Genomic DNA, 19508 nt, shown 5'->3' on the forward strand with positions numbered 1-19508 from the left:
TCCCGCCCTGTCGAGATGCTCACAGTGGCAATTTAGGGGGCATTCGTGGGGTAGTTCGGGGGTGATCTCCGGCAAGCCTTCATCAGTTCTCATGCAGCAGCCCGGGGACGTAAAAGCGGAAACTAAAGCACGCGGCGAAGATAGTGTTCTGCGAGTTGGTGGTAGGTAGTAGGATCGCCCGCCCTAACCGGTCGTGGGGTCGGCGGGCGTGGTAGAATTGACGACCTAAGTGTGTCCTAGGTGTATCTATAGCGCAATTTTGTTATCTCGCGCAGCTGCCAAGCATCGTCGTGACGTGCTTGTAGTTGGGTAAAAGAAGATAGCGGCAACCTGCTGGTGGTTAAAGCCGCAGAGCGTGGTGCGCAACGTGTGCAGGTGCAACGGAATTTTATTTTAAAGGAGCTGCAATGGAGTTCAAGGTCGGCGAGGTTGTTGTTTATCCCCACCACGGTGCGGCGGTGATTGAGGCAATTGAGCACCGCGAAATGGGCGGGGAAATGCTGGAGTACCTCGTGTTGCAGATTAATCAGTCTGACCTTGTGGTGCGCGTTCCCTCTAAAAATGTTGAGCAGGTCGGCGTCCGTGACGTCGTGGGCAAGGAAGGTCTAGAAAAGGTCTTCTCGGTTCTGCGCGAGATTGATGTTGAAGAAGCCGGCAACTGGTCCCGTCGTTACAAGGCGAACCAGGAGCGCTTGGCGTCTGGTGACATCAATAAGGTCGCAGAAGTAGTGCGTGACTTGTGGCGCCGTGACCAAGACCGTGGTCTGTCTGCTGGTGAAAAGCGCATGCTGGCGAAGGCTCGCCAGATTCTTGTCGGTGAGTTGGCGCTGGCGCAGCCGGTCGATGATAAAAAGGCTGACACCATGATGGAAGAGATTGAATCCACCATCGCTCGTCACCGTGCTGCTGGTCTGGTTGAAGATAATTCGATTACTACCTCGATTGATGACGATGCAGATCTAGATGATCTCTCCTTCGATGACGACGAGGATTAAATAGTGGTTTCACGCGTTAGTGCCCTGGTCGCAGCTGCTGGCCAGGGCACTCGTCTAGGTGCAGCATTGCCCAAGGCCTATGTCCAGTTGCAAGGTGCCAGCCTTGTGGAGCGATCAGTTCGTGCCATGTTGGATTCGGGGGTAGTCGATGATGTTGCGGTTATCGTCGCCGCAAGCATGGAAGACTATGCGCACGAAATCTTTACTCAAGCTGGGTTGATAGAGCGCGTGCGGTTTGTCCACGGCAGTGATGAGCGGGCAGATTCCGTATGGGCAGGCTTGCAGTCGATTCCAGATGATAAGGGCATTGTCCTGGTCCACGACGCAGCGCGGGCGTTGACACCGCCGGCGATGATTGCGCGGGTAGTAAAGGCCGCCCAGGCAGGTGCGAAAGCAGTCATCCCGGTGGTTCCGGTGGCAGATACCATCAAACGCGTATCGCATACCACGGTGGTAGATACCCCAGACCGTTCGACGTTGCGCGCGGTTCAAACCCCACAGGCTTTCGACCTGGCAACTTTGCGTGCGGCAAATGAAAAGTACTTCAGCAGCCAGACGCGCAGTTTCGTCGCTACCGATGATGCCAGCTTGATGGAGTGGTTTGGCCAGCAAGTTACCACCGTCGAGGGTGATTCCATGGCGTTTAAAATCACCACTCCGCTTGATTTGACCTTGGCCAATGCGCTTTTAACTTCCTAAAACCAGAAAGAAGTAAAGAACATGACTTCCTCGCAACCGATTATTCCGCGCGTGGGCACGGCTTTCGATGCTCACCAGATTGAAGAAGGCAAAGACTGCTGGATTGCTGGATTGTTATTTGAAGGGGTTGCAGGCTGCGAAGGACATTCCGATGGGGACGTCGTATCGCATGCGCTTGTCGATGCCCTCCTGTCTGCCGCCAACCTCGGCGACCTCGGCTCATTCGTCGGCGTGGGGCGTAAAGAATATGACAATGTCTCTGGTGAGCGTCTGTTGCGAGAATGTCGTGAGCTGCTGGAATCGAATGGATTTGTCATCGGAAATGCAGCCGCGCAGATGATTGCACAAACCCCGAAGATGGGCCCGCGCCGGGAAGAGGCGCAGCGCGTGCTGTCGGATATCCTCGGAGCCCCGGTCTCTATTTCTGCTACGACCACTGACCACATGGGCTTTACCGGCAGCGGTGAGGGCCGCGCGGCGATTGCTACGGCCGTGGTCTGGAAAGCCTAAAACCCATCGCTTTAGCCGCTCATGCGTGTTAGGTTGTAACCAACCGCACAAAGTGTGAGCGAGGTTACCCTTGCTTTGGATCCTGGCCCGCGCTTCTGTGACAAGATCAGCAGAAAGGGGCGCGGGCGCAATGGATAAAATCATGGAGCCGCTGCAGCGACTCGGAAAAGCATTAATGGGTGCGGTGGCGGTCATGCCGCTAGCCGCACTGATGATGGGTATTGGCTACTGGATTACCTCAGTAGGCGGCGAAGGCGCCGTAATCTATGGCGACCTGCTGCTCAAGACCGGCGCAGCCGTATTGGATAACTTAGGCGTTATCTTCGCTATTGCCATTGCCTATGGACTCTCCAGAGACAACAGTGGTGCCGCAGCCCTTGCCGGGTTCGTCGGCTTTGCCACACTGGTTAATCTCATTGGACCGGAAGCCGTGGCGGGCTACCGTGGCATAGAACCCACAGAACTTACCGGCGATGAAGCACTGCGCTGGGCCGAATCTGGTTGGGATGCCGTGGGCTACGGCAACGTTCTATTCGGCATCATGATCGGTATTCTCGCGGCCTGGATTTACAACCGCTTTTATCAAACTCAGCTGCCTGATGCCTTCGCCTTCTTCTCCGGCCGGCGTTTGGTCCCGATTTTGTCTTCTATTTTCTCCGCGGTTGTTGCCGGCATCATGTACATAATCTGGCCGCTGGTCTACTCCGCGCTCTTTTCCTTCGGCGCCTGGATTCAAGGACTCGGCGCCGTCGGCGCTGGTCTCTACGGCTTTGCCAACCGCCTGCTCATTCCCACCGGGCTACACCACGCACTGAACTCCGTGTTCTGGTTCGATGTCATGGGCATTGACGATATCCGCAAATTCCAAGAAGGCCCCGTCACCATCGACGCCGCCGCTGCCGCCACTGACGCGCTTAGCTGCCCTGGCGTATGGGACGGCACCACCTGTGAAGTCATCGGCGTGGTTGGCCAATACCAAGCGGGTTTCTTTCCCATCATGATGTTCGGCCTACCCGGCGCAGCACTGGCCATCTACTTGCGTGCAAAGACCAAACGTCGCAAAGCAGTAGGCGCGCTGATGATGGCCGCAGCCGTAGCCTCCTTTTTCACCGGTGTCACCGAACCGCTGGAATTCTCCTTCATGTTCCTCGCACCGCTGCTGTACCTGGTACACGCCATCCTTACCGGTATCTCATTGGCGATTGCTTCCGCCATGGGCTGGACCGCCGGCTTCGGATTTAGTGCCGGTGCCGTGGACTTCTTGCTCTCCTCGCAAAACCCGCTGGCCAACCAGTGGTGGATGTTGCTGGTCATGGGCGTTATCTACTTCTTCGTCTACCTAGGTATCTTCTACGCCCTCATTGGGCTGCTTAACATCAATACGCCCGGGCGCGATGACGATGAATCGGAAGATGGCGGCGCGAGCTTCGATGCCTTTACCGATATCGCGCGTCCTGGGGCATCGAAAGGCGTCGCTGACAACGCCAATACCCATACCGCCGAGCAAATCATTCAGGGACTTGGCGGCAAGAACAATATCGACTCCATCGACTATTGCTCCACCAGGCTGCGCACACACGTCCACGACGCTTCGCTTGTCGATGAATCCCTCATCCGCAAAGCCGCCGCCTCTGGCATGGTGCGGCCGACAACGCAATCGATTCAAGTCATCGTGGGCACCAAAGTCCAGTTTGTCTATGACGAAGTCGCGCGCTTGCTGGCTCAATCCGGCGCGGATGCTGAGCTTATCGGGGAGCGCCCTGCCTCCGAACTCGATCAGCCGGCCACAGCAGTCCTGACCGGCACGACGGTAGAGCTTTCCAAACCCACCGTCGGCCAAGTGATAGCTCTCGAGGGTGTATCCGATGAGGCCTTTGCTTCCAAGTCCATCGGCGATGGCTTCGCGCTGGTTCCAGCCAGCACGGCTGCCGTCTTTGATGTCTGCGCGCCGGCATCAGGCAAGCTCGACATGGTGTTCAAGACCAACCACGCCTTCTCTCTTACCACCAGTGCTGGTCTAGAAGTGCTCGTCCACATTGGCTTCGATACGGTCAAACTCAAAGGCGAAGGATTCACGCGATTGGTGGAACAAGGCCAATTTGTAGAAACTGGCCAGCCTATCGTGCGCGTAGATGCCAAGGCATTGCGTGCCCAAGGTGTCGATCTCACCATCGCGGTAGTGATGCCGACGAAGACTCAAACATCTTCGGTTCACCTGGCGCAGGGGAAGGGTTCTGTCGCCGCAGAGGTAGCGCTGCGGTAGTGCTGCGGTAGCACTAGAGAGCTCCTACCGGCGGGCTGTGCGCTATACAATGGCGCGCAGCCCGTATTATGAAGAAGGTATCGAAGCCACGGTATTGAACACGTAGGAATTAAAGCAAGGGGAAGCTTCAATGGAAATCATCGTCTGCGATTCACCGCATGATGTTGCTGTGCAGGCAGCGGATATTCTCCAGGGCTACGCCAATGAAGGCGGCGTCCTAGGAGTTGCAACCGGATCGACCCCGTTGCTGACATATCAGGAACTAATCCGCCGCCATGAAGCCGGAGAAGTCAGCTTCGCCGGCTGCACAATGTTCGCACTTGATGAATACGTTGGGCTGCCCATTGAGCACGAACAAAGCTATTACCGCGTGATCCACGATGAACTTTCCGATCACGTCGATATCGACCCGGCAGATGTCCATATCCCTAACGGCCTTGCCGACGATGTTCCTGCCGCATGCGCTGAATATGAACAAGCCATCGTGGACGCAGGCGGCATTGATGTGCAGCTGCTCGGCATTGGCACCAACGGACACGTTGGTTTCAATGAACCATCTAGCTCCTTGTCCTCATTGACGCGGATGAAGACCCTGCACCCGCAAACCGTGGCAGATAACGCACGCTTTTTTAACTCCCTGGACGAAGTCCCCATTCACGTGGTCACCCAAGGACTGGGCACTATTCAGCGCGCCGGGCAGTTGGTGCTTATCGCAACTGGGGAGCACAAAGCCCACGCGGTAGCGCAGCTGGCCGAAGGTCCTTTGAGTGCTTCCTGTCCTGCTTCGGTGCTGCAGATTCACCCGCATGCCACCGTTATCGTCGATGAAGCGGCCGCCAGCAAATTGCACAACGTGGATTATTACAAGTTCATCCAGCAGAATAAACCGCAGTAGCTTCTTTGCGCGTAGTGCCTGAGTAATCCGGAACAACGCCGGTAGACTAGGACTGGTGAACCTACGAATTTATGACACCGCTACCCGTTCGTTGCGCGATTTTGAGCCGATTAGGCCCGGCCATGTTTCGATCTACTTGTGTGGTGCCACCCCACAAGCCAAGCCGCACATCGGCCACCTGCGCTCAGGCGTGGCCTTTGATATAGTGCGCCGCTGGCTTTCCGCCCAAGGCCTAGACGTCGCTTTTGTCCGCAATGTCACCGACATCGATGACAAGATTCTAAACAAAGCCGCCGAGCACAACCGCCCGTGGTGGGAGTGGGTTTCTACCTATGAGCGTGAATTTACCAAGGCTTATAACACCCTTGGTGTGCTGCCGCCTTCGGTAGAGCCACGCGCCACTGGCTTTGTTACCCAGATGGTGGATTACATGCAACGCCTTATTGACCGCGGCTTTGCCTATGAGGCCGAAGGTTCCGTCTACTTCGATGTCGCAGCCTGGGTCAACGCCGAAGGCTCCGACTACGGCTCCCTGTCTGGCAACCGCGTCGAAGAAATGGAACAAGGCGAAACTGATGTCGTGGGCAAACGTAGCCCCCAAGACTTCGCGCTGTGGAAAGCCGCCAAACCAGGCGAGCCCTCCTGGCCAACCCCCTGGGGCGAAGGTCGTCCCGGCTGGCACCTGGAGTGCTCGGCGATGTCGACCTACTACTTAGGCTCGAGCTTTGACATCCACGGCGGTGGCTTGGACCTGCAGTTCCCGCACCACGAGAATGAGATTGCGCAGTCGCACGCGGCTGGCGATGAATTCGCCAATTTCTGGATGCACAACCATTGGGTAACCATGGCTGGCGAGAAGATGTCGAAATCTTTGGGCAATGTTTTAGCAGTAGATAATTTGCTCGATATAGTTCGTCCGCAAGAATTGCGCTATTATCTTGGTTCTGCACATTATCGCTCTGTTCTGGAGTACTCCGAAGGTGCGTTGACCGAGGCAGCCGCAGGCTACCGTCGCATCGAGGAGTACCTAGCACGCTTTGACAACGTGGAATTAGGTCAGTGGACCGAAGGTTTTGAGAAGGCCATGAATGATGACTTCTCCGTTCCGAAGGCACTGGCGGAAATTCACGTTGCTGTTCGTGAGGGCAATAAGGCCCTTTCTGCTTCCGATGAGCAGACTGCACAAAAGCTTGCTGAATCCGTTCGCCGCATGGCTGAGATTTTAGGTTTTGACCCATTGAGTGATCAGTGGGGAGCCAGTGAATCTGATGATTCCGCGGCTTTGGAGGCGTTAGATGTTTTGGTTCAGGCTGAACTTGCACGTCGCGCTCAAGCTCGTGCAGAAAAGAACTGGGCTGTTGCTGATGAAGTCCGCGATCGTCTCGCTGAAGCAGGAATTACGGTGACTGATTCTGCTGATGGCGCTAAGTGGTCGCTGAATTAAACCACCTTTAAGGAGAAACACACTATGGCACGTACTCACGGCCGCGGCGGCGCAGGTCCCCGTAAAACCAATAAGAAGGGTGCTGTGAAAGGCACCGGCGGCCAGCGCCGCAAGGGGCTTGAAGGCAAGGGGCCTACGCCAAAGGCAGAAGACCGCGTTTACCACGCTAAGCATAAGGCGAAGCTGCAGCGTCAACGCCGCGACTCCGGACGCCATGAGAAGGAAACCGCGGAGATGGTCGTTGGCCGTAACCCGGTCATCGAGTGCCTACACGCGAAGGTTCCAGCAACCAACCTTTATATCGCGCAAGGCACGCGTAACGATGAACGCCTGTCCGAAGCCGTAGCCATCGCCAATGCGCGCAACCTTCCTATCTTGGAAGTTCAGCGCCACGTCATGGATCAGATGACCGGCAACGGCATGCACCAGGGCATTGGTTTGCAGATTCCGCCGTACAAGTACGCCGATGTGCATGACTTGATTGCGCGGGCAGCCGACAAGCCAGAACCAGGCATGTTCGTCATCTTGGACAACATCACCGATCCACGTAACTTAGGCGCGGTTATCCGCTCCGTTGCTGCTTTCGGCGGCGACGGCGTGATTATCCCAGAGCGTCGCTCAGCATCCGTGACGGCAGTAGCATGGCGTACCTCCGCGGGTACCGCAGCGCGTCTGCCCGTTGCGCGTGAGACCAACATGACCCGCACCGTGCAGGAATTCCAGAAGAACGGCTACCAGGTCGTTGGCCTAGATGCCGGCGGTGAGCACAACCTGGATACCTACAAGGGCGGCAAAGACCCAGTTGTTATCGTCATCGGTTCTGAAGGCAAGGGCATCTCGCGTCTGGTCAAAGAAAACTGCGACGTTATCATGTCTATCCCAATGACCAGCTGGGTAGAATCCCTCAACGCTTCTGTCGCCGCCGGCGCGGTTCTCTCCGAGTTCGCCCGCCAGCGCCGCGTCGCGCAAGAAAGCTAAAGCTTCTTGCACAAGCCTTAGGAAGCCGACCCGGCTTTCCCAGGGCTAAAATGCCTCGCCTGTGGATAACTTTGCCCGTTGCGTGATGTGTCATCGTAGTTATCCACAGGTTTTTCTTTTTGCACTAGCCAAGACTTGCGGCGGCTTTTACTGTCGAAGGCATGGATAAATACGAAGAATTTATGGCTCTTACCAGCCAAGCAATAGGCATCTTAAGAGACATGTCTAAACGCTCGCCGTATGACATGGCAAGCGATGGCATGGCTCGCAAGACTGCAAAGAGTTTCACCTCGCTGGCAGATGTTCTTTTCGGCCCCACCGATTCACCGCGGCTGCAACGCGAATCGGTAGCTCTCGCTGAAGAGCGGGGGTTAAGCCTTGAGTATTTAGAGATGGTGGAAAAGCACGCCAAGAAGTTGAAGAAGCGCGGTGCCGCCTGGCGGTTACGTGCGGAACTTATCGCGTTTGAGGGCACCTTCGAAGAAGTCGAAGCCTACGCCAAAAAGCGCGTTATGGAAGAAGGCGGCGACAGACCGAAGCAACGCGGTGTACGCCTAGGTCGCGTCATCGATGGCCTGCGCACCATTAGTATTACCGATACCCAGCGTCGTATTACCGACCTCGAGAAAACTCTCGACGCCGCTATTACCAACGACAACCAACCTCGCTCTGAAGCACTACTAGAGCCTTTCTGGGATTTAGTCGAAGGTGATGGCACCGGGCTTATCAAGCCTGAATACCGCACCGTGATTGCTATTGGTCTCGACGATTTCGCCAAAGTCTCCTGCGGTCGCGGCGACGAGGTCATCATCGGTCTCTCCGATGGCACGACCATGACTGGCGCAGAGTTCATCAACGCTGTGATGGAAGGTGCACTCGGCGATAAGCTCTACGTCGGACTCTTTCACCCGACCGCAGGCCCGGTCAATCTTTACGAAGCACGGTTCGCTTCCGACAAGCTGCGAACTTTAGCCATGGCGGAGAATCTCGTCTGTCCGTGGCCGGACTGCAATGTTCCGGCTGATAGGTGCCAGGTCCACCATATCGACGCCCACAAACATGGTGGGCATACAAAGCCGTCGAATCTGACGATGCTGTGTAAGTACCATAACGGCGTCAACGACGACGGTGACCCGGGTAATCCCGGGTCACAGAAAAGAAAAAATAAGCGAGGAAGGCCAAGTCGCGGGAGAATGCGACGCCACCTCGGCAAGGTTCGCCTGCACACCCCAGGTGGGAAGCTGGTGGGCAACACGCATGACTTGAGCAGCATGGGGGCGATGAACCTCATCTAATCGCCGCTGACCAGTGCTTCCACACCCATGAAGCAGGTGCGCCCCAAAAAGGCGCGGCACACCTGCCAATTAGTCATGCGCAAAACCGGAAGGGTTAGGTTAACTCGAAGAATTCCGCTACGACCTCCGCTGCGGTGAAAGAATCCGTGTTCTTTCCCAAGCGGGGGTCGAGTTCTTTCCCAGAAGGCACAACATGGCCCATGTCTTGCACCGTCCACAGCTCCACGCGCTTTTCACCCGGCCAGGTTGTAATTTCTACATCCGGGTAAGGATTGCTCGTCTGCGGTGCGCCGGCGCCGTTGCGCTCGGCAAAGTAGGCACCAGTAGCAGGCGCTGAGAGGACCTCGCCGCGTGTGCGCTTGGCGTGGATGCCGGCCATGCCGCCCTCATAAGGCGCCTTGTCATCCAAGGTGCCGTGAATCATCAACAACGGCGTGGGCTGATAAGCCTCCACCGGATTAGTCGGTGCGAGGTTCTCACCCGCAGCCAACGTTGCGGCGAATAAGGCGGCGCCGGAGAGAAGACCGGGGGCATCGAAAAGCAAGCGCAACACCATCTGCCCACCGTTGGAGTACCCGCAGGCGAAAATCCGGCCAATGTTGTATTCTTCGCGCAGCTCATCAATGATTGCGTGGGTAAAACCGACATCGTCAGTGCCCAGCTCACGCGTGACCTCCGGCAGGTGCTTGCGGGCATCATTGAAGTGGTTCTTGATTCCACCGGGATAGGCCACAATCGTGTTACAGCTAGCCAGAGCATCAAAGGTGAAATCAGTAAAACGCCGGATCACATTCGGCGACTGCAAAGAACCGTGAAAGACCAGCAGCAGATCCTGCGGTGCGTCCTCGGGGTTCTCTGGCGGAATTAGAACGTAACGGCGTTCGGTGTTTTGAAATGTAATCCGGCGTTGTTCCATGAGATTAAAGCTTAATCATCAATATGATCGCAGTGCTCATCATGGTGGCTGGTGTGATGAATTTGGGAAGGATCCGCGTTGCCCATCCGCGGGGAGACGGTCGCGGCGAATTCTGCCTTATCGCGTTTCGCAGCAATATCGTCGCGCACGGCACGGCGGTTTTTGAGCACCCCGACCGCGCGGCACACGAGGTAAATCGCAAAAGAGATGGTGGTGACAAAGACCGAAACCGGCAGCCCTGGTGCCAGGGATAGAATCAGGCCCCCGACCGCAGCGACCTCGGCAAAGATGACAGACCACAGCACGGTCTTTAGCGGCGACGAGGTAATCTGCACGGCCGCGGCGCCCGGGGTGATCAGCAAGGCCATGACCAGCAGCGCGCCGACAATCTGCACGGACTGCGCGGCAGCCAGACCAACCAGCACGGCAAAAAGCACAGAAATCGCGCGCACCGGAATGCCGGAGGCCTGCGCCATGACCGGGTCGGCGGAGGCGAAAAGCATCGGCCGCCAAAAGAGCACGACTGCAGCGACGACAACGATGGTAGTTAGCGCCAGCAGCCATACCGAAGCGCTGGAGACACCAACGATTTGGCCGGTCAGTAAAGTCATTGCCGCAGTCGGGTTGCCGGGATACAGGTGCAGGAAAAGCACGGAAAGTCCCAAGCCGAAGCTCATGACCACGCCAATAGCGCTGTCCTGTTGGCCCCTAAACCCTAAGACCGCAAGCACGATGGCGGCGCCAATCGCACCGGCGATGGCACCCCAGCCGATATTAAGGCCGAAAAGCAGCGCCGCAGCCGCACCCATCAGCGCCAGCTCCGAGGTGGCATGGACCGAAAATGACATCTGCCGCAGCACCACCAACGACGTCATCACGCCAGAGAGCACGCCGAGCAAAGCACACGCAATCAGCGCCTGCTGCACGAAGTCAACCGACAGCAAGTAGCCGGTATCGTCGAGGAAAGTCTGAAAATCCATTAGGCGACAATAATCCTTCCATCAACGTTTAATACTTTGACGCTTGCGCCGTAAAGCTCCGAGAGCACCTCGGTGCGCATGACTTCTTCCACCGAACCCACCACATGTCCGTGCGGCGCGAGATACAGCACCCGGGAGACCACATCGAGTACCGGGTTAATACCGTGGGTGACAAAAATCGTGGCCGTGCCCTTGTCGTGGCGGCGTTTTTGCAGCCTGTCGATGGTCATCGCCTGGCGCGCGGGATCCAGCGAGAGCAGGGGTTCATCGGCAAGAATTACCTGCGGATCATTGGCCAACGCCTGCGCCTGACGCACCAACTGCTGCTGCCCGCCGGAAAGTTGACCCACCCGGCGATCTGCGATTCCTTCGGCGCCGACTTCGGCCAAAAGCTCATCGACTTGCGCTTTAGAGGGCCTTCGCTTTCCGATGACTCCGTGTGCCAATGACAACGACACCAAATCGCGAGCGCGCAACGGTAGCTGCTGGGCAAACATACGCTGCTGCGGGATATAGCCGATGCGTGCATTTACATCCAGCTTTCCGCCGGTGAGTTGGCGCGTGCCCAAGATGGTTCCCAAAAGCGTGGATTTACCCACGCCGTTGGGGCCCAAGACAGCGATGAACTCGCCAGGTTGTACATCCAAATCCAGCCCTGACCACAACGGGTCAACGGCTGCCTGGCTAAAAGAAACTAACATCAAACTCCAAAAGGATGGTTGGGCTTGCATCTTTGGTAATGCACAAGCCCAACCATCTTACGCTTCGAGCGATTCGAGATTAGATACGACTTCTTCAAAGTATTCAAAGAAGTTTTGGTTATCCGGGGGAGTCTCACCAATTTCGACAATCTGGATGCCTTCATCTTCCGCGGTGGTGCGAATCCGTGAGGTCATATCGGTTTGGGTCTGCGGGTTGTAGAGCAACACATCCACGTCACCGGCTTTAAGCTCATCGATAAAGGCTGCCAAGTCCGCGGCTGCTGGTTCACCGTGGCTGAGCGTTGCATGGCGGTAGCCTTCTGGCGTTGCATCAGTCATGTCGGTGTGTGCCAGCATGTAGTCTGCAATCGGCTCGGTCTGTGCATAAGTAACCTCTGGCAGCGCATGCAGGCGTGAATCCAAGTCAGAGATCTTGTTTACTACTTCTTCATCGCTTGCCTGCGCATCGGGGTTGACCTCATTGATGTGCTCCGCGATTTCGTGCGCGACTTCCATCACCGCGGTTGGGTCGTACCAGATGTGCTCATTGCCATCGATGGACGAGACCTCATGCGAGTGGCCCTCCTCGCCATGGTCATGCTCATGATCGTGGTCGTGGTCATGGGAACCTTCTGCTTCGGACGATTCCCCTTCACCGTGGTCGTGGCTGTGCGCGGTCAGTGGCAGGGCATGGATGATCTTGTCTTGATCTTCGATGGTGTCGTAGAGCCAGGCGTCATATCCGCCGCCGCCCACAACAATCACGTCGGCTTCAGCCGCGCGTGCCAGGTCCGCAGCAGTGGGTTCAAAGTGGTGCGGGTCCATGTTGTTGCCTTCAACAATGGAGGTGACTTCTACATCCGCGCCTTCCGCTGAGTCGGCAACCGACTGTGCAATATCGCCCCAAATAGACGTCGAGGTAACAATATTGAGGGCGTCAGAGCCGTTGCTGCCTTCTGATCCGTTGTCAGATGCTTCATCAGAAGATGCCGTTGAGCATGCCGATGCAAAGCCGAGCGCGCCGATGCCTAGTGCAGCTAAAGCTGCACGTCGACCGCGGTGAGTGCGGGAAGTTTTATGAGAAGTCTGTAAATGCATAATTTCTATAATTGCCTTATTGAAAACAATTGTCAACTGAAAATGAAATGAAAATGGCTTAAGGGTTGAACCTATATTTCAAACGCGGTGCTCACGCTATTCATTCCACGGCTGCATAATCATGAAGTAAAACTACGTGGGAGCGGTAAGCTGTAGGGCATGGTTAAACGCAGTCCGGTTCGTAAAACTCTTGCTTCCCTCGCGGCAGAATTAGGGGTCTCGCGAACGACTGTTTCGAATGCTTATAACCGTCCCGATCAGCTCTCTCCCGAGCTGCGCGAGCGCATCTTGACGGCTGCTCGCGCGCATGGCTATTCGGGGCCAGATCCGATGGCTAGGAGTCTACGTACGCGTCGTGTGGGCTCTATTGGCGTGGTGCTGACCGAGGATCTGTCCTATGCCTTCGAGGATGCCGCCTCGGTGGATTTCTTAGCAGGTATGGCGCAAGGATTGGCGGGTAAAAATAGCACGTTGACGCTAATTCCAGCAGGCCCAGATACTGCTGAAGGGACCGGCGCGGAGGAACTTTTGGGTCGCGCGGTTGTCGATGGTTTTGTGGTCTATTCCGTCGGCGGCGATGACCCGTATCTAGCGGCCGCTAGCAACCGCGGCCTGCCGGTCGTGGTCTGTGACCAGCCACGCGATACCGGGCAGCCTTTTGTTGGCATTGATGATTTCACAGCGATTGCCCCGGCGGCGCAAGCGCTCGTCGATGCCGGGCACACCAAAGTCGGTATCCTATCCATCCGTCTGCGCCATGAACGCCTCGATGGCGCAGTCGACCGGAAAAATCTTGCCGCGGCAGAGTTTGATACCCAGCGCCTGCGCGTGCAGGGAGCGTTAAAAATCTTCGCCGATGCCGGTATCGATGCGGATAAGGTTCCCGTGGTCACTCGCCACATCAACACCCGCGACACGGCGCGGGAGGCAGCAGAGGAACTGCTGAGTAATAACCCGGAATTAACCGCAGTGCTTTGCACAACAGACTCAATGGCGCTGGGTGTCTTGGACTTCGCAGAGCGCCAAGGAATCCCCATTCCTGGGGATCTTTCCGTGACCGGCTTCGACGGTATCGAATCCGCTCGCCTGCGCGGATTGACCACAGTGATTCAACCCAACTTCAATAAAGGCGCCGAAGCCGGCCGAATGCTGGCTGAGCTTATCGATGCCTCCGTCGCCAACCTCCCCTCACCCACCAGCGAAGACGGAAAGCCGCTGCGCGTGCTGCTGAAGACCCAGCTCGCGCCGGGTAGGACGATTGCCCGCCCCCGCCACTAGCGTGTCAGCTAGTTAGTCGGTGAGGAACTCTTGGCGCGCTTTCAGTAGAGCCTGCAAGAAAGTGGCTACTTCGTCGATATCGGCAACGCGGAGATGCGCTGCAGTGTCACCCTCGCCGACTTTGACGCCTAAGTCAGTGGGCTGATTCAGCACGGCGAAGCCGTCCTCGTCGGTGACATCGTCGCCAAGAAATACCACAGCAGTGGCATCGACAGTCGTGCGGTGCGTTTCAATCCACGTGCCCTTGTTGGCGGTAGTGGCGGAGAACTCCACTAAGTTCTTGCCGGTGGAAACGAAGTAGTCGCCGGGGTCTACCTCGAGCCCGCGTGCGAGTGCTTCCTCAGCGGCTTGCGGGTCGCGCTCCGATAAAGCCTTGACGTGCAGCCCACGGTGGAAGGGCTTTTGCTCAACAAAAGCTTCCTCGTAGTCCGCGGCAATGGCATTAAGCTCGTCATCCACGCGGTCCAAAAAAGCCTTCATGTCTTCGGTCAAAGCGCTCTCTTCGCCTTCGGTCTCGGCACCGTGCGAACCGCCCAGCATCACGGGCGCGCGCAGCGGAAAGACCCGCTTGAGACCGTCAAGGTGGCGCCCAGATAACGCAGCAGCGTAGGTATCAGGAAGCTTCGCAAAGGCGGAAAGCGCAGCAAGAGAGTCCTGATTAACGGGGACACCATAGATATCCGTCGAGTGCTCGGCAAGAGTGCCATCAAAATCGGAGACCACAAATAGCCGCGGCGTGGACGCTAGCTTATCGATGATCCCTTCCACCCGAGCCGAATCACGAAAATCACAAGGAAAGTCAGACATGGCTACAAGATTACCCACGGAAAGTTTCTCCGGTAAGTTGCTCCGGTGAGTATCTATAGCCCGATATAGCGAATCGCCGGGGAATCGACGCGGCCGTCCTGCAGCGTCAAAATCAGCTGGTTGTTTTTATCAACGGTGATATCGAATTCGTTGCCCTGAGCGTAGAGACGCGAAAGATTATTATGTGTCCACAGCATCTCACCTGTGCATTCCATGCTTCCGGTCTCACCCTCGGTATCGAAGACAATGGAATCAATGCGCACGGCATCGGCCTTGCGTAGCTCAGTCGGGTCTGGGTTCTCGGAGTCGGAAGCATCGCTGAAGTAGGTGACCTTGGCGGAGAATTGTTCACAGCCGGTGGAACCAAGCATGGACGTTTCCCCGAAGACCACGCGCGGAAAGGATAGTGTGTTTTCTGAAATCGCGCCGTTGGTCTCAGGTGAGGTGTACACGCCGATGGCTTGCCAAGTCTTGCCGCCCACGCGGTCATCGCCAAGCGGCTGCGGGGGAGCACCGTCTGGGGTGCTGCAACTAGCTAGGAACACTGCGGCGGCAGCGAGATATCCGACAAAAGATTTCTTCATGGTCCTACTTATTTATGCCGAGTGCTTCTGGTCTAATGCTCCAAGGAATGAATTTGCCCACAGGTCAACGTCATGTTCCATAACCTGGTTATACATCGCGGACATGCGCTCTTTCATAGCTTCAGGGTTATTCTTCAAACCCCAAGTAGCCTGCAACATGGCCTTTTTGATGTCCTCGATATCAAAAGGGTTGCACAAATGCGCCTGGGTTAATTCATCAGCTGCGCCGGCAAATTCTGACAGGACTAATGCACCGGAGGAATCTGCACGGGTTGCAACAAATTCCTTTGCCACCAAGTTCATGCCATCGCGAAACGGCGTCACCAGCATGACATCGGCTAGACGGTAATAGCGCATCAGCACATCTTTGGTCACCGAACGGTGCTGGTAGTGCACCACTGGCCGACCAATCTGCGCAAAGCGGCCATTGATGCGGCCCACCGCTTCTTCCACATTGGAACGGGTGGTGCGATAGCTATCGATGCGCTCACGCGACGGCGTCGCCAGCTGCACTAACGCTACTTCTTTCGGATCCAAAGCACCTGAATCCAGCAACTCTTCAAAAGCCAAAAGCCGCTGCAAGATGCCCTTGGTGTAATCCAAACGGTCCACACCTAAAAATACCGTGGAAGGCGAGCCCATATTGTGATGCATCTGCTCGAGTTCGCCATGGGATTCATGGTGGGTATCCGCTGCTAGAGTCGCAGCGATAGCGGAAGTGTCGATAGAGATCGGAAATACCCCAACGCCTAAAGAATGACCATTCGGCAAGGTAATGGTGATTCCAGCTTCGCGCACTTTAATCTCGCCGCTGACTTCCATGTCGTAGCCGCGGCACAATTCAACAAAGTTGCGCACGTTGGATTCCAGATGAAAGCCGATGAGGTCGGCATCGAGAAGCCCGCGCAACATCTCATTGCGCCACGGAAGCTGCCGGTAGATTTCAGGCGGTGGGAATGGGATATGCAGGAAGAACCCGATGGTGAGATCAGGGCGCAGCTGCCGCAGTATTCCCGGAACCAGTTGCAGCTGATAATCCTGCACCCATACCGTCGCGCCAGGTGCTGCGACCGATGCGACCTCGGTAGCAAACCGTAAGTTGACGTCGCGGTAGGCGTCCCACCAGGAGCGATTGAACTCTGGGGTGACAATCAGGTTGTGGTACAGCGGCCACAAGGTGGCGTTGGAGAAACCTTCGTAGAATTCCTCAAAGTCTTGGCGAGTCAGCTCAACTGGATGCAGGAGCACGCCACGTTCCGTGCGGAAAGGCTCGGGGGCCTCATCGGTCACGCCAGGCCAGCCCACCCAGCAGCCCTGGTGCTTTTCCAGCACGGGAGATACAGCAGAAACCAGACCGCCCGGTGATTCTTGCCATGACTTTGTCCCGTCGGATTCAATAATCATGTCGACGGGGAGTCGGTTGGCGACGACAACAAAGCTGTTGTCTCCGGTGCCTATGGCCGCGCCGTCGGGGGCTGTCTCGCTCATGCGCTCAAAGGCTCCTCAAGATGGTATCTGCTGGAATTTATGAAACTAGCTTGAAGTCTTCTTCGCAGTAGTTTTCTTCGTGCTCTTTTTAGCTGCAGTCTTTTTCGTGGCTTTCTTCGTAGTCTTCTTAGTAGCCTTTTTTGCAGCGGTCTTCTTGGTAGCTTTTTTCGTTGCCTTCTTACGGGTGGTCTTAGGCTCAGATTCTACCTGCTCAGCGAGCACCTTCTTGTGAACTAAGCCTTCTGGCTCAACGCCCAGCATGGACATCAAAGTAACGCCGTCCAAGAAATCTTGAGCATAGGTTGCGACGACGCGGCGAGCTGAGCGCGCGGTCTCTTCCTCCACAGCATGCATCTGCTCCGCTGCTGGCTGTGTGTCAGTGACCTTTGGTGGCACGTGTTCCTCCTAAATGCGTTCCCTGGGCTCATCCAAGGAAAGATGATAATCAACCGTGAGTAGGGTACAGACCGAATATTCTACCGCATTTCCTCGTCTGAAGTCGCCTCGCCCTGCTCTTCAGCGGCTTGCGCTTCTTGTGCGGCCAGTGCTTCCTCAGCGGCCTTGGCTTCATCGGCAGCTGCATGCTGCGCGATGAACTCCTCGGTACCAGGTGAGGTGTACACCGTTGGTGCTTCTTCATCCGGCCAGCTTTGTGCAGGGAAGGTCGTGCGTGGCGGCCAAGTTTCATCGAATACCCGGTCATTGGTTTGCACTTCCCACTGCGAAGTCGGCGAGGCATCTGCATAAACCGCGCTGGTGTCCTCTGGAGCTGTGGCTGGACCTTGGATTGGCGGAAGCTCCGGGCGGTTAGCACGCGGCGCCAACGGCGCTAGTGGCACGCGTGGAATCTTCTGCGCCTTCGCAGCCAAATCCTTTGCCTGGTTTACCGAGTACCGGCCGATGCGCTTGAAAGCTGTGTACGGGCGGAAGAGCTTCGGCCTGCGCAGGCGACGCGCTCCGCGTTCGCCTAAGAGCACGCCAGCTGCCAGGGCGCCGGCGATTGCGAGTGCGGTAACCAAGTTGGCCATGCCCGTGATGAATTGTTCATTCAACGAGGCGTACATGCCGCGGTACAACGTCAAGCCAGGGAGCATCGGCGTGTAGCCCACGACCATGGTAATCAGCGGCGGAATGTAGAAACGACGTGCCAAAAGACCACCGGCAAGCCCCACCACGATGGCGGAGATGCCGGAAGCCACCACGACGCCAGCGCCGAAAGGAATCACGACGAAGTAGTAAAAGAGCATGCCGGCTGCAGCTGTTGCGCCGGAAATCAGCACTTCTTTCCACGCCGCGTGGCAGGCATAGGCGAGCGCCGCGGAGCCCACACCGCCCGCGAGGACCAAAAGTGGAACTTCGTAGTAGACGGGCGCTGACATCGATGCCAACGGTGGTAGTGGGTAGCCAATCCAATCCGAGAACTGAATACCTAAACCGACACCGCCGACAATCGCGGCGGTAGAAAGCAGTGCTTCAAAAAATCGTGCGGTGGAGGTAACTGGGGCTCTGGTGATGCCATCGATAATCGATTGCACCAGCGTAAGCCCTGCAACCAGGACGATGATGCCCATACCGATAACTTGGCTGGGGGAGAAAGCCAATCCTAGCGACGAGGCAATGTTGTAGACGACCGCCGCCGGCACCACGGCCATGAATCCACCAACGACATTGTGATAGAAGGGCGGAATGCGCACCATATCCATCGCGATGATGACGCCAATGATGCTAAACGCGACGAAGAAAGACATCACGGCGACAAAGAGGTTGCCGCCCAGCATCACGGAAAATGCGCCACCCATGGTTGCCCAGCCGAGCAGCTCTGTGAAGATAGTGCGCGGCGATTTCATGGCTTCGATATCATCCAAAGCTTGTTCGGCAACCGATGGCGGAGTGAAACCCGTGTGGATGGAACGAATCAGGCGGTCAACCGCTGATAGCTTGGTGAAGTTGATCGTCCACTTGCGTGCGGAACGCACCACCGTTAGCGGCTGGCGCTTGGCACCCGTGCCGATATTAGTGTGGATGGTAATCGTATTCATGACGATATCGACGTGGCAGTAGTGCAAACCGTAGGAAGCTGCGGCAAGATACACCTGCGCGCGGGCATCGGAATTAGAGCTGCCCGAAAAGATCAAAATCTCCCCGATACGTGCGGCAATTTCCATCACGCCGGTTACCTGCGCCGGGTCAGTCAGATCAACTGGTGCCAGCGGTGAGGGCGGTGGTGCCGCCATCGCTGTATCGACCGTGGCGACGTGATCAGTGTTGAGGTAGCCGTCGGGAAAATCGCCGGTCAAAATGCCGTGCACAGTGGAGTCTTCATCCAACACACCTGAGGTGGCCGAAGTGTCTTCGGTGGAGTTTTCTGGCGTGGCTTTCTTGGACAGGCGTGCCTTTAAAGACTTAAATACAGACAACGAACTTCCTCTACACCAGTGTTAATGAATGACATGAAACTTTTTCGAAATTTACACTGCGCACAGTTGTATTACACGATTTCTTTACTGCACTTTAATCCCGGAATGTACTTCGTGCATATTACCGAGTCAACGCATGTTTTTCCGCTGCATATTCACC

Annotated in this window: 18 protein-coding genes; 9 read left to right on the top strand and 9 right to left on the bottom strand. The window is 56.4% G+C overall.

Annotation, left to right across the window (positions count from 1 at the left end):
* The first annotated feature begins 407 nt into the window (after positions 1-407).
* The 8 genes from C5Y44_RS08455 (at position 408) to C5Y44_RS08490 (ending at position 9079) form a co-directional block, all read left to right on the top strand.
* Positions 408-995, top strand: a complete 588-nt coding sequence (locus C5Y44_RS08455; protein WP_066796361.1) for a CarD family transcriptional regulator — start codon at positions 408-410, stop codon at positions 993-995.
* Between the two features lie 3 nt (positions 996-998).
* Positions 999-1694 (top strand): 2-C-methyl-D-erythritol 4-phosphate cytidylyltransferase, encoded by a 696-nt coding sequence (gene ispD / locus C5Y44_RS08460; RefSeq protein ID WP_105324518.1) that lies wholly within the window; start codon positions 999-1001, stop codon positions 1692-1694.
* Positions 1695-1715: 21 nt separating this feature from the next.
* A complete protein-coding gene (gene ispF, locus C5Y44_RS08465; protein ID WP_105324519.1) occupies positions 1716-2204 on the top strand; it encodes a 2-C-methyl-D-erythritol 2,4-cyclodiphosphate synthase in 489 nt (162 codons plus the stop codon).
* Positions 2205-2334: 130 nt separating this feature from the next.
* The gene (gene nagE / locus C5Y44_RS08470) at positions 2335-4467 is read left to right on the top strand and encodes an N-acetylglucosamine-specific PTS transporter subunit IIBC (RefSeq protein WP_105324520.1); all 2133 of its coding nucleotides are present in this window, start codon (positions 2335-2337) and stop codon (positions 4465-4467) included.
* Positions 4468-4597: 130 nt separating this feature from the next.
* The gene (gene nagB / locus C5Y44_RS08475) at positions 4598-5362 is read left to right on the top strand and encodes a glucosamine-6-phosphate deaminase (RefSeq protein ID WP_105324521.1); all 765 of its coding nucleotides are present in this window, start codon (positions 4598-4600) and stop codon (positions 5360-5362) included.
* Positions 5363-5417: 55 nt separating this feature from the next.
* Positions 5418-6806 carry a cysteine--tRNA ligase gene (gene cysS / locus C5Y44_RS08480; protein ID WP_105324522.1) on the top strand — a complete coding sequence of 463 codons (1389 nt, stop codon included), beginning with the start codon at positions 5418-5420 and terminating at the stop codon, positions 6804-6806.
* 24 nt (positions 6807-6830) lie between these two features.
* On the top strand, positions 6831-7784 hold the full coding sequence (gene rlmB, locus C5Y44_RS08485) for a 23S rRNA (guanosine(2251)-2'-O)-methyltransferase RlmB (RefSeq protein WP_105324523.1): 954 nt from the start codon (positions 6831-6833) through the stop codon (positions 7782-7784).
* Between the two features lie 161 nt (positions 7785-7945).
* Complete coding sequence (locus C5Y44_RS08490) at positions 7946-9079, top strand: HNH endonuclease signature motif containing protein (RefSeq protein ID WP_105324524.1); 1134 nt, start codon at positions 7946-7948, stop codon at positions 9077-9079.
* 94 nt (positions 9080-9173) lie between these two features.
* Here C5Y44_RS08490 and C5Y44_RS08495 read toward each other — a convergent pair whose 3' ends face one another.
* From C5Y44_RS08495 to C5Y44_RS08510, 4 genes are read right to left on the bottom strand one after another with little or no spacing between them, the layout of a single operon-like run.
* A complete protein-coding gene (locus tag C5Y44_RS08495) occupies positions 9174-9995 on the bottom strand; it encodes a PHB depolymerase family esterase (protein ID WP_105324525.1) in 822 nt (273 codons plus the stop codon).
* 11 nt (positions 9996-10006) lie between these two features.
* Entirely contained in the window at positions 10007-10975 is a 969-nt protein-coding gene (locus tag C5Y44_RS08500; RefSeq protein ID WP_105324526.1) for a metal ABC transporter permease, read from the bottom strand.
* Positions 10975-11676 carry a metal ABC transporter ATP-binding protein gene (locus C5Y44_RS08505; protein WP_105324527.1) on the bottom strand — a complete coding sequence of 234 codons (702 nt, stop codon included), beginning with the start codon at positions 11674-11676 and terminating at the stop codon, positions 10975-10977. Before C5Y44_RS08505 ends, C5Y44_RS08500 begins: the two co-directional genes overlap by 1 nt.
* Positions 11677-11733: 57 nt before the next feature.
* Positions 11734-12774, bottom strand: coding sequence for a metal ABC transporter solute-binding protein, Zn/Mn family (locus C5Y44_RS08510; RefSeq protein WP_105324528.1), 1041 nt, complete (start codon positions 12772-12774; stop codon positions 11734-11736).
* Between the two features lie 159 nt (positions 12775-12933).
* Here C5Y44_RS08510 and C5Y44_RS08515 point away from each other — a divergent pair, with 159 nt between their 5' ends.
* Complete coding sequence (locus tag C5Y44_RS08515; protein WP_105324529.1) at positions 12934-14052, top strand: LacI family DNA-binding transcriptional regulator; 1119 nt, start codon at positions 12934-12936, stop codon at positions 14050-14052.
* A gap of 12 nt (positions 14053-14064) precedes the next feature.
* Here C5Y44_RS08515 and otsB read toward each other — a convergent pair whose 3' ends face one another.
* The 5 genes from otsB to C5Y44_RS08535 form a co-directional block, all read right to left on the bottom strand.
* Entirely contained in the window at positions 14065-14859 is a 795-nt protein-coding gene (otsB, locus tag C5Y44_RS08520; RefSeq protein ID WP_199186015.1) for a trehalose-phosphatase, read from the bottom strand.
* A gap of 53 nt (positions 14860-14912) precedes the next feature.
* The gene (locus C5Y44_RS08525) at positions 14913-15443 is read right to left on the bottom strand and encodes a hypothetical protein (RefSeq protein ID WP_105324530.1); all 531 of its coding nucleotides are present in this window, start codon (positions 15441-15443) and stop codon (positions 14913-14915) included.
* A gap of 12 nt (positions 15444-15455) precedes the next feature.
* Positions 15456-16931 (bottom strand): trehalose-6-phosphate synthase, encoded by a 1476-nt coding sequence (locus tag C5Y44_RS08530; RefSeq protein ID WP_105324531.1) that lies wholly within the window; start codon positions 16929-16931, stop codon positions 15456-15458.
* A 45-nt stretch (positions 16932-16976) separates the two neighbouring features.
* Positions 16977-17327 carry a hypothetical protein gene (locus C5Y44_RS13245; RefSeq protein WP_066796322.1) on the bottom strand — a complete coding sequence of 117 codons (351 nt, stop codon included), beginning with the start codon at positions 17325-17327 and terminating at the stop codon, positions 16977-16979.
* An 80-nt stretch (positions 17328-17407) separates the two neighbouring features.
* Positions 17408-19165 (bottom strand): threonine/serine exporter ThrE family protein, encoded by a 1758-nt coding sequence (locus tag C5Y44_RS08535; RefSeq protein ID WP_233189923.1) that lies wholly within the window; start codon positions 19163-19165, stop codon positions 17408-17410.
* Positions 19166-19508: the final 343 nt, after the last annotated feature.

The organism is Corynebacterium sp. J010B-136 (assembly GCF_002967075.1).
Lineage (GTDB): Bacteria > Actinomycetota > Actinomycetes > Mycobacteriales > Mycobacteriaceae > Corynebacterium.

Excerpts from the sequence above, each read along its gene's own strand:
- C5Y44_RS08495 (WP_105324525.1), bottom strand. The coding sequence starts at position 9,995 with ATGGAACAACGCCGGATTACATTTCAAAACACCGAACGCCGTTACGTT.
- C5Y44_RS08455 (WP_066796361.1), top strand. The coding sequence starts at position 408 with ATGGAGTTCAAGGTCGGCGAGGTTGTTGTTTATCCCCACCACGGTGCG.
- C5Y44_RS08490 (WP_105324524.1), top strand. The coding sequence starts at position 7,946 with ATGGATAAATACGAAGAATTTATGGCTCTTACCAGCCAAGCAATAGGC.
- C5Y44_RS08530 (WP_105324531.1), bottom strand. The coding sequence starts at position 16,931 with ATGAGCGAGACAGCCCCCGACGGCGCGGCCATAGGCACCGGAGACAAC.
- C5Y44_RS08525 (WP_105324530.1), bottom strand. The coding sequence starts at position 15,443 with ATGAAGAAATCTTTTGTCGGATATCTCGCTGCCGCCGCAGTGTTCCTA.
- rlmB (WP_105324523.1), top strand. The coding sequence starts at position 6,831 with ATGGCACGTACTCACGGCCGCGGCGGCGCAGGTCCCCGTAAAACCAAT.
- C5Y44_RS08500 (WP_105324526.1), bottom strand. The coding sequence starts at position 10,975 with ATGGATTTTCAGACTTTCCTCGACGATACCGGCTACTTGCTGTCGGTT.
- C5Y44_RS08510 (WP_105324528.1), bottom strand. The coding sequence starts at position 12,774 with ATGCATTTACAGACTTCTCATAAAACTTCCCGCACTCACCGCGGTCGA.
- C5Y44_RS08505 (WP_105324527.1), bottom strand. The coding sequence starts at position 11,676 with ATGTTAGTTTCTTTTAGCCAGGCAGCCGTTGACCCGTTGTGGTCAGGG.
- otsB (WP_199186015.1), bottom strand. The coding sequence starts at position 14,859 with ATGTCTGACTTTCCTTGTGATTTTCGTGATTCGGCTCGGGTGGAAGGG.
- C5Y44_RS08515 (WP_105324529.1), top strand. The coding sequence starts at position 12,934 with ATGGTTAAACGCAGTCCGGTTCGTAAAACTCTTGCTTCCCTCGCGGCA.
- C5Y44_RS08535 (WP_233189923.1), bottom strand. The coding sequence starts at position 19,165 with ATGGCGGCACCACCGCCCTCACCGCTGGCACCAGTTGATCTGACTGAC.
- ispF (WP_105324519.1), top strand. The coding sequence starts at position 1,716 with ATGACTTCCTCGCAACCGATTATTCCGCGCGTGGGCACGGCTTTCGAT.
- nagB (WP_105324521.1), top strand. The coding sequence starts at position 4,598 with ATGGAAATCATCGTCTGCGATTCACCGCATGATGTTGCTGTGCAGGCA.
- nagE (WP_105324520.1), top strand. The coding sequence starts at position 2,335 with ATGGATAAAATCATGGAGCCGCTGCAGCGACTCGGAAAAGCATTAATG.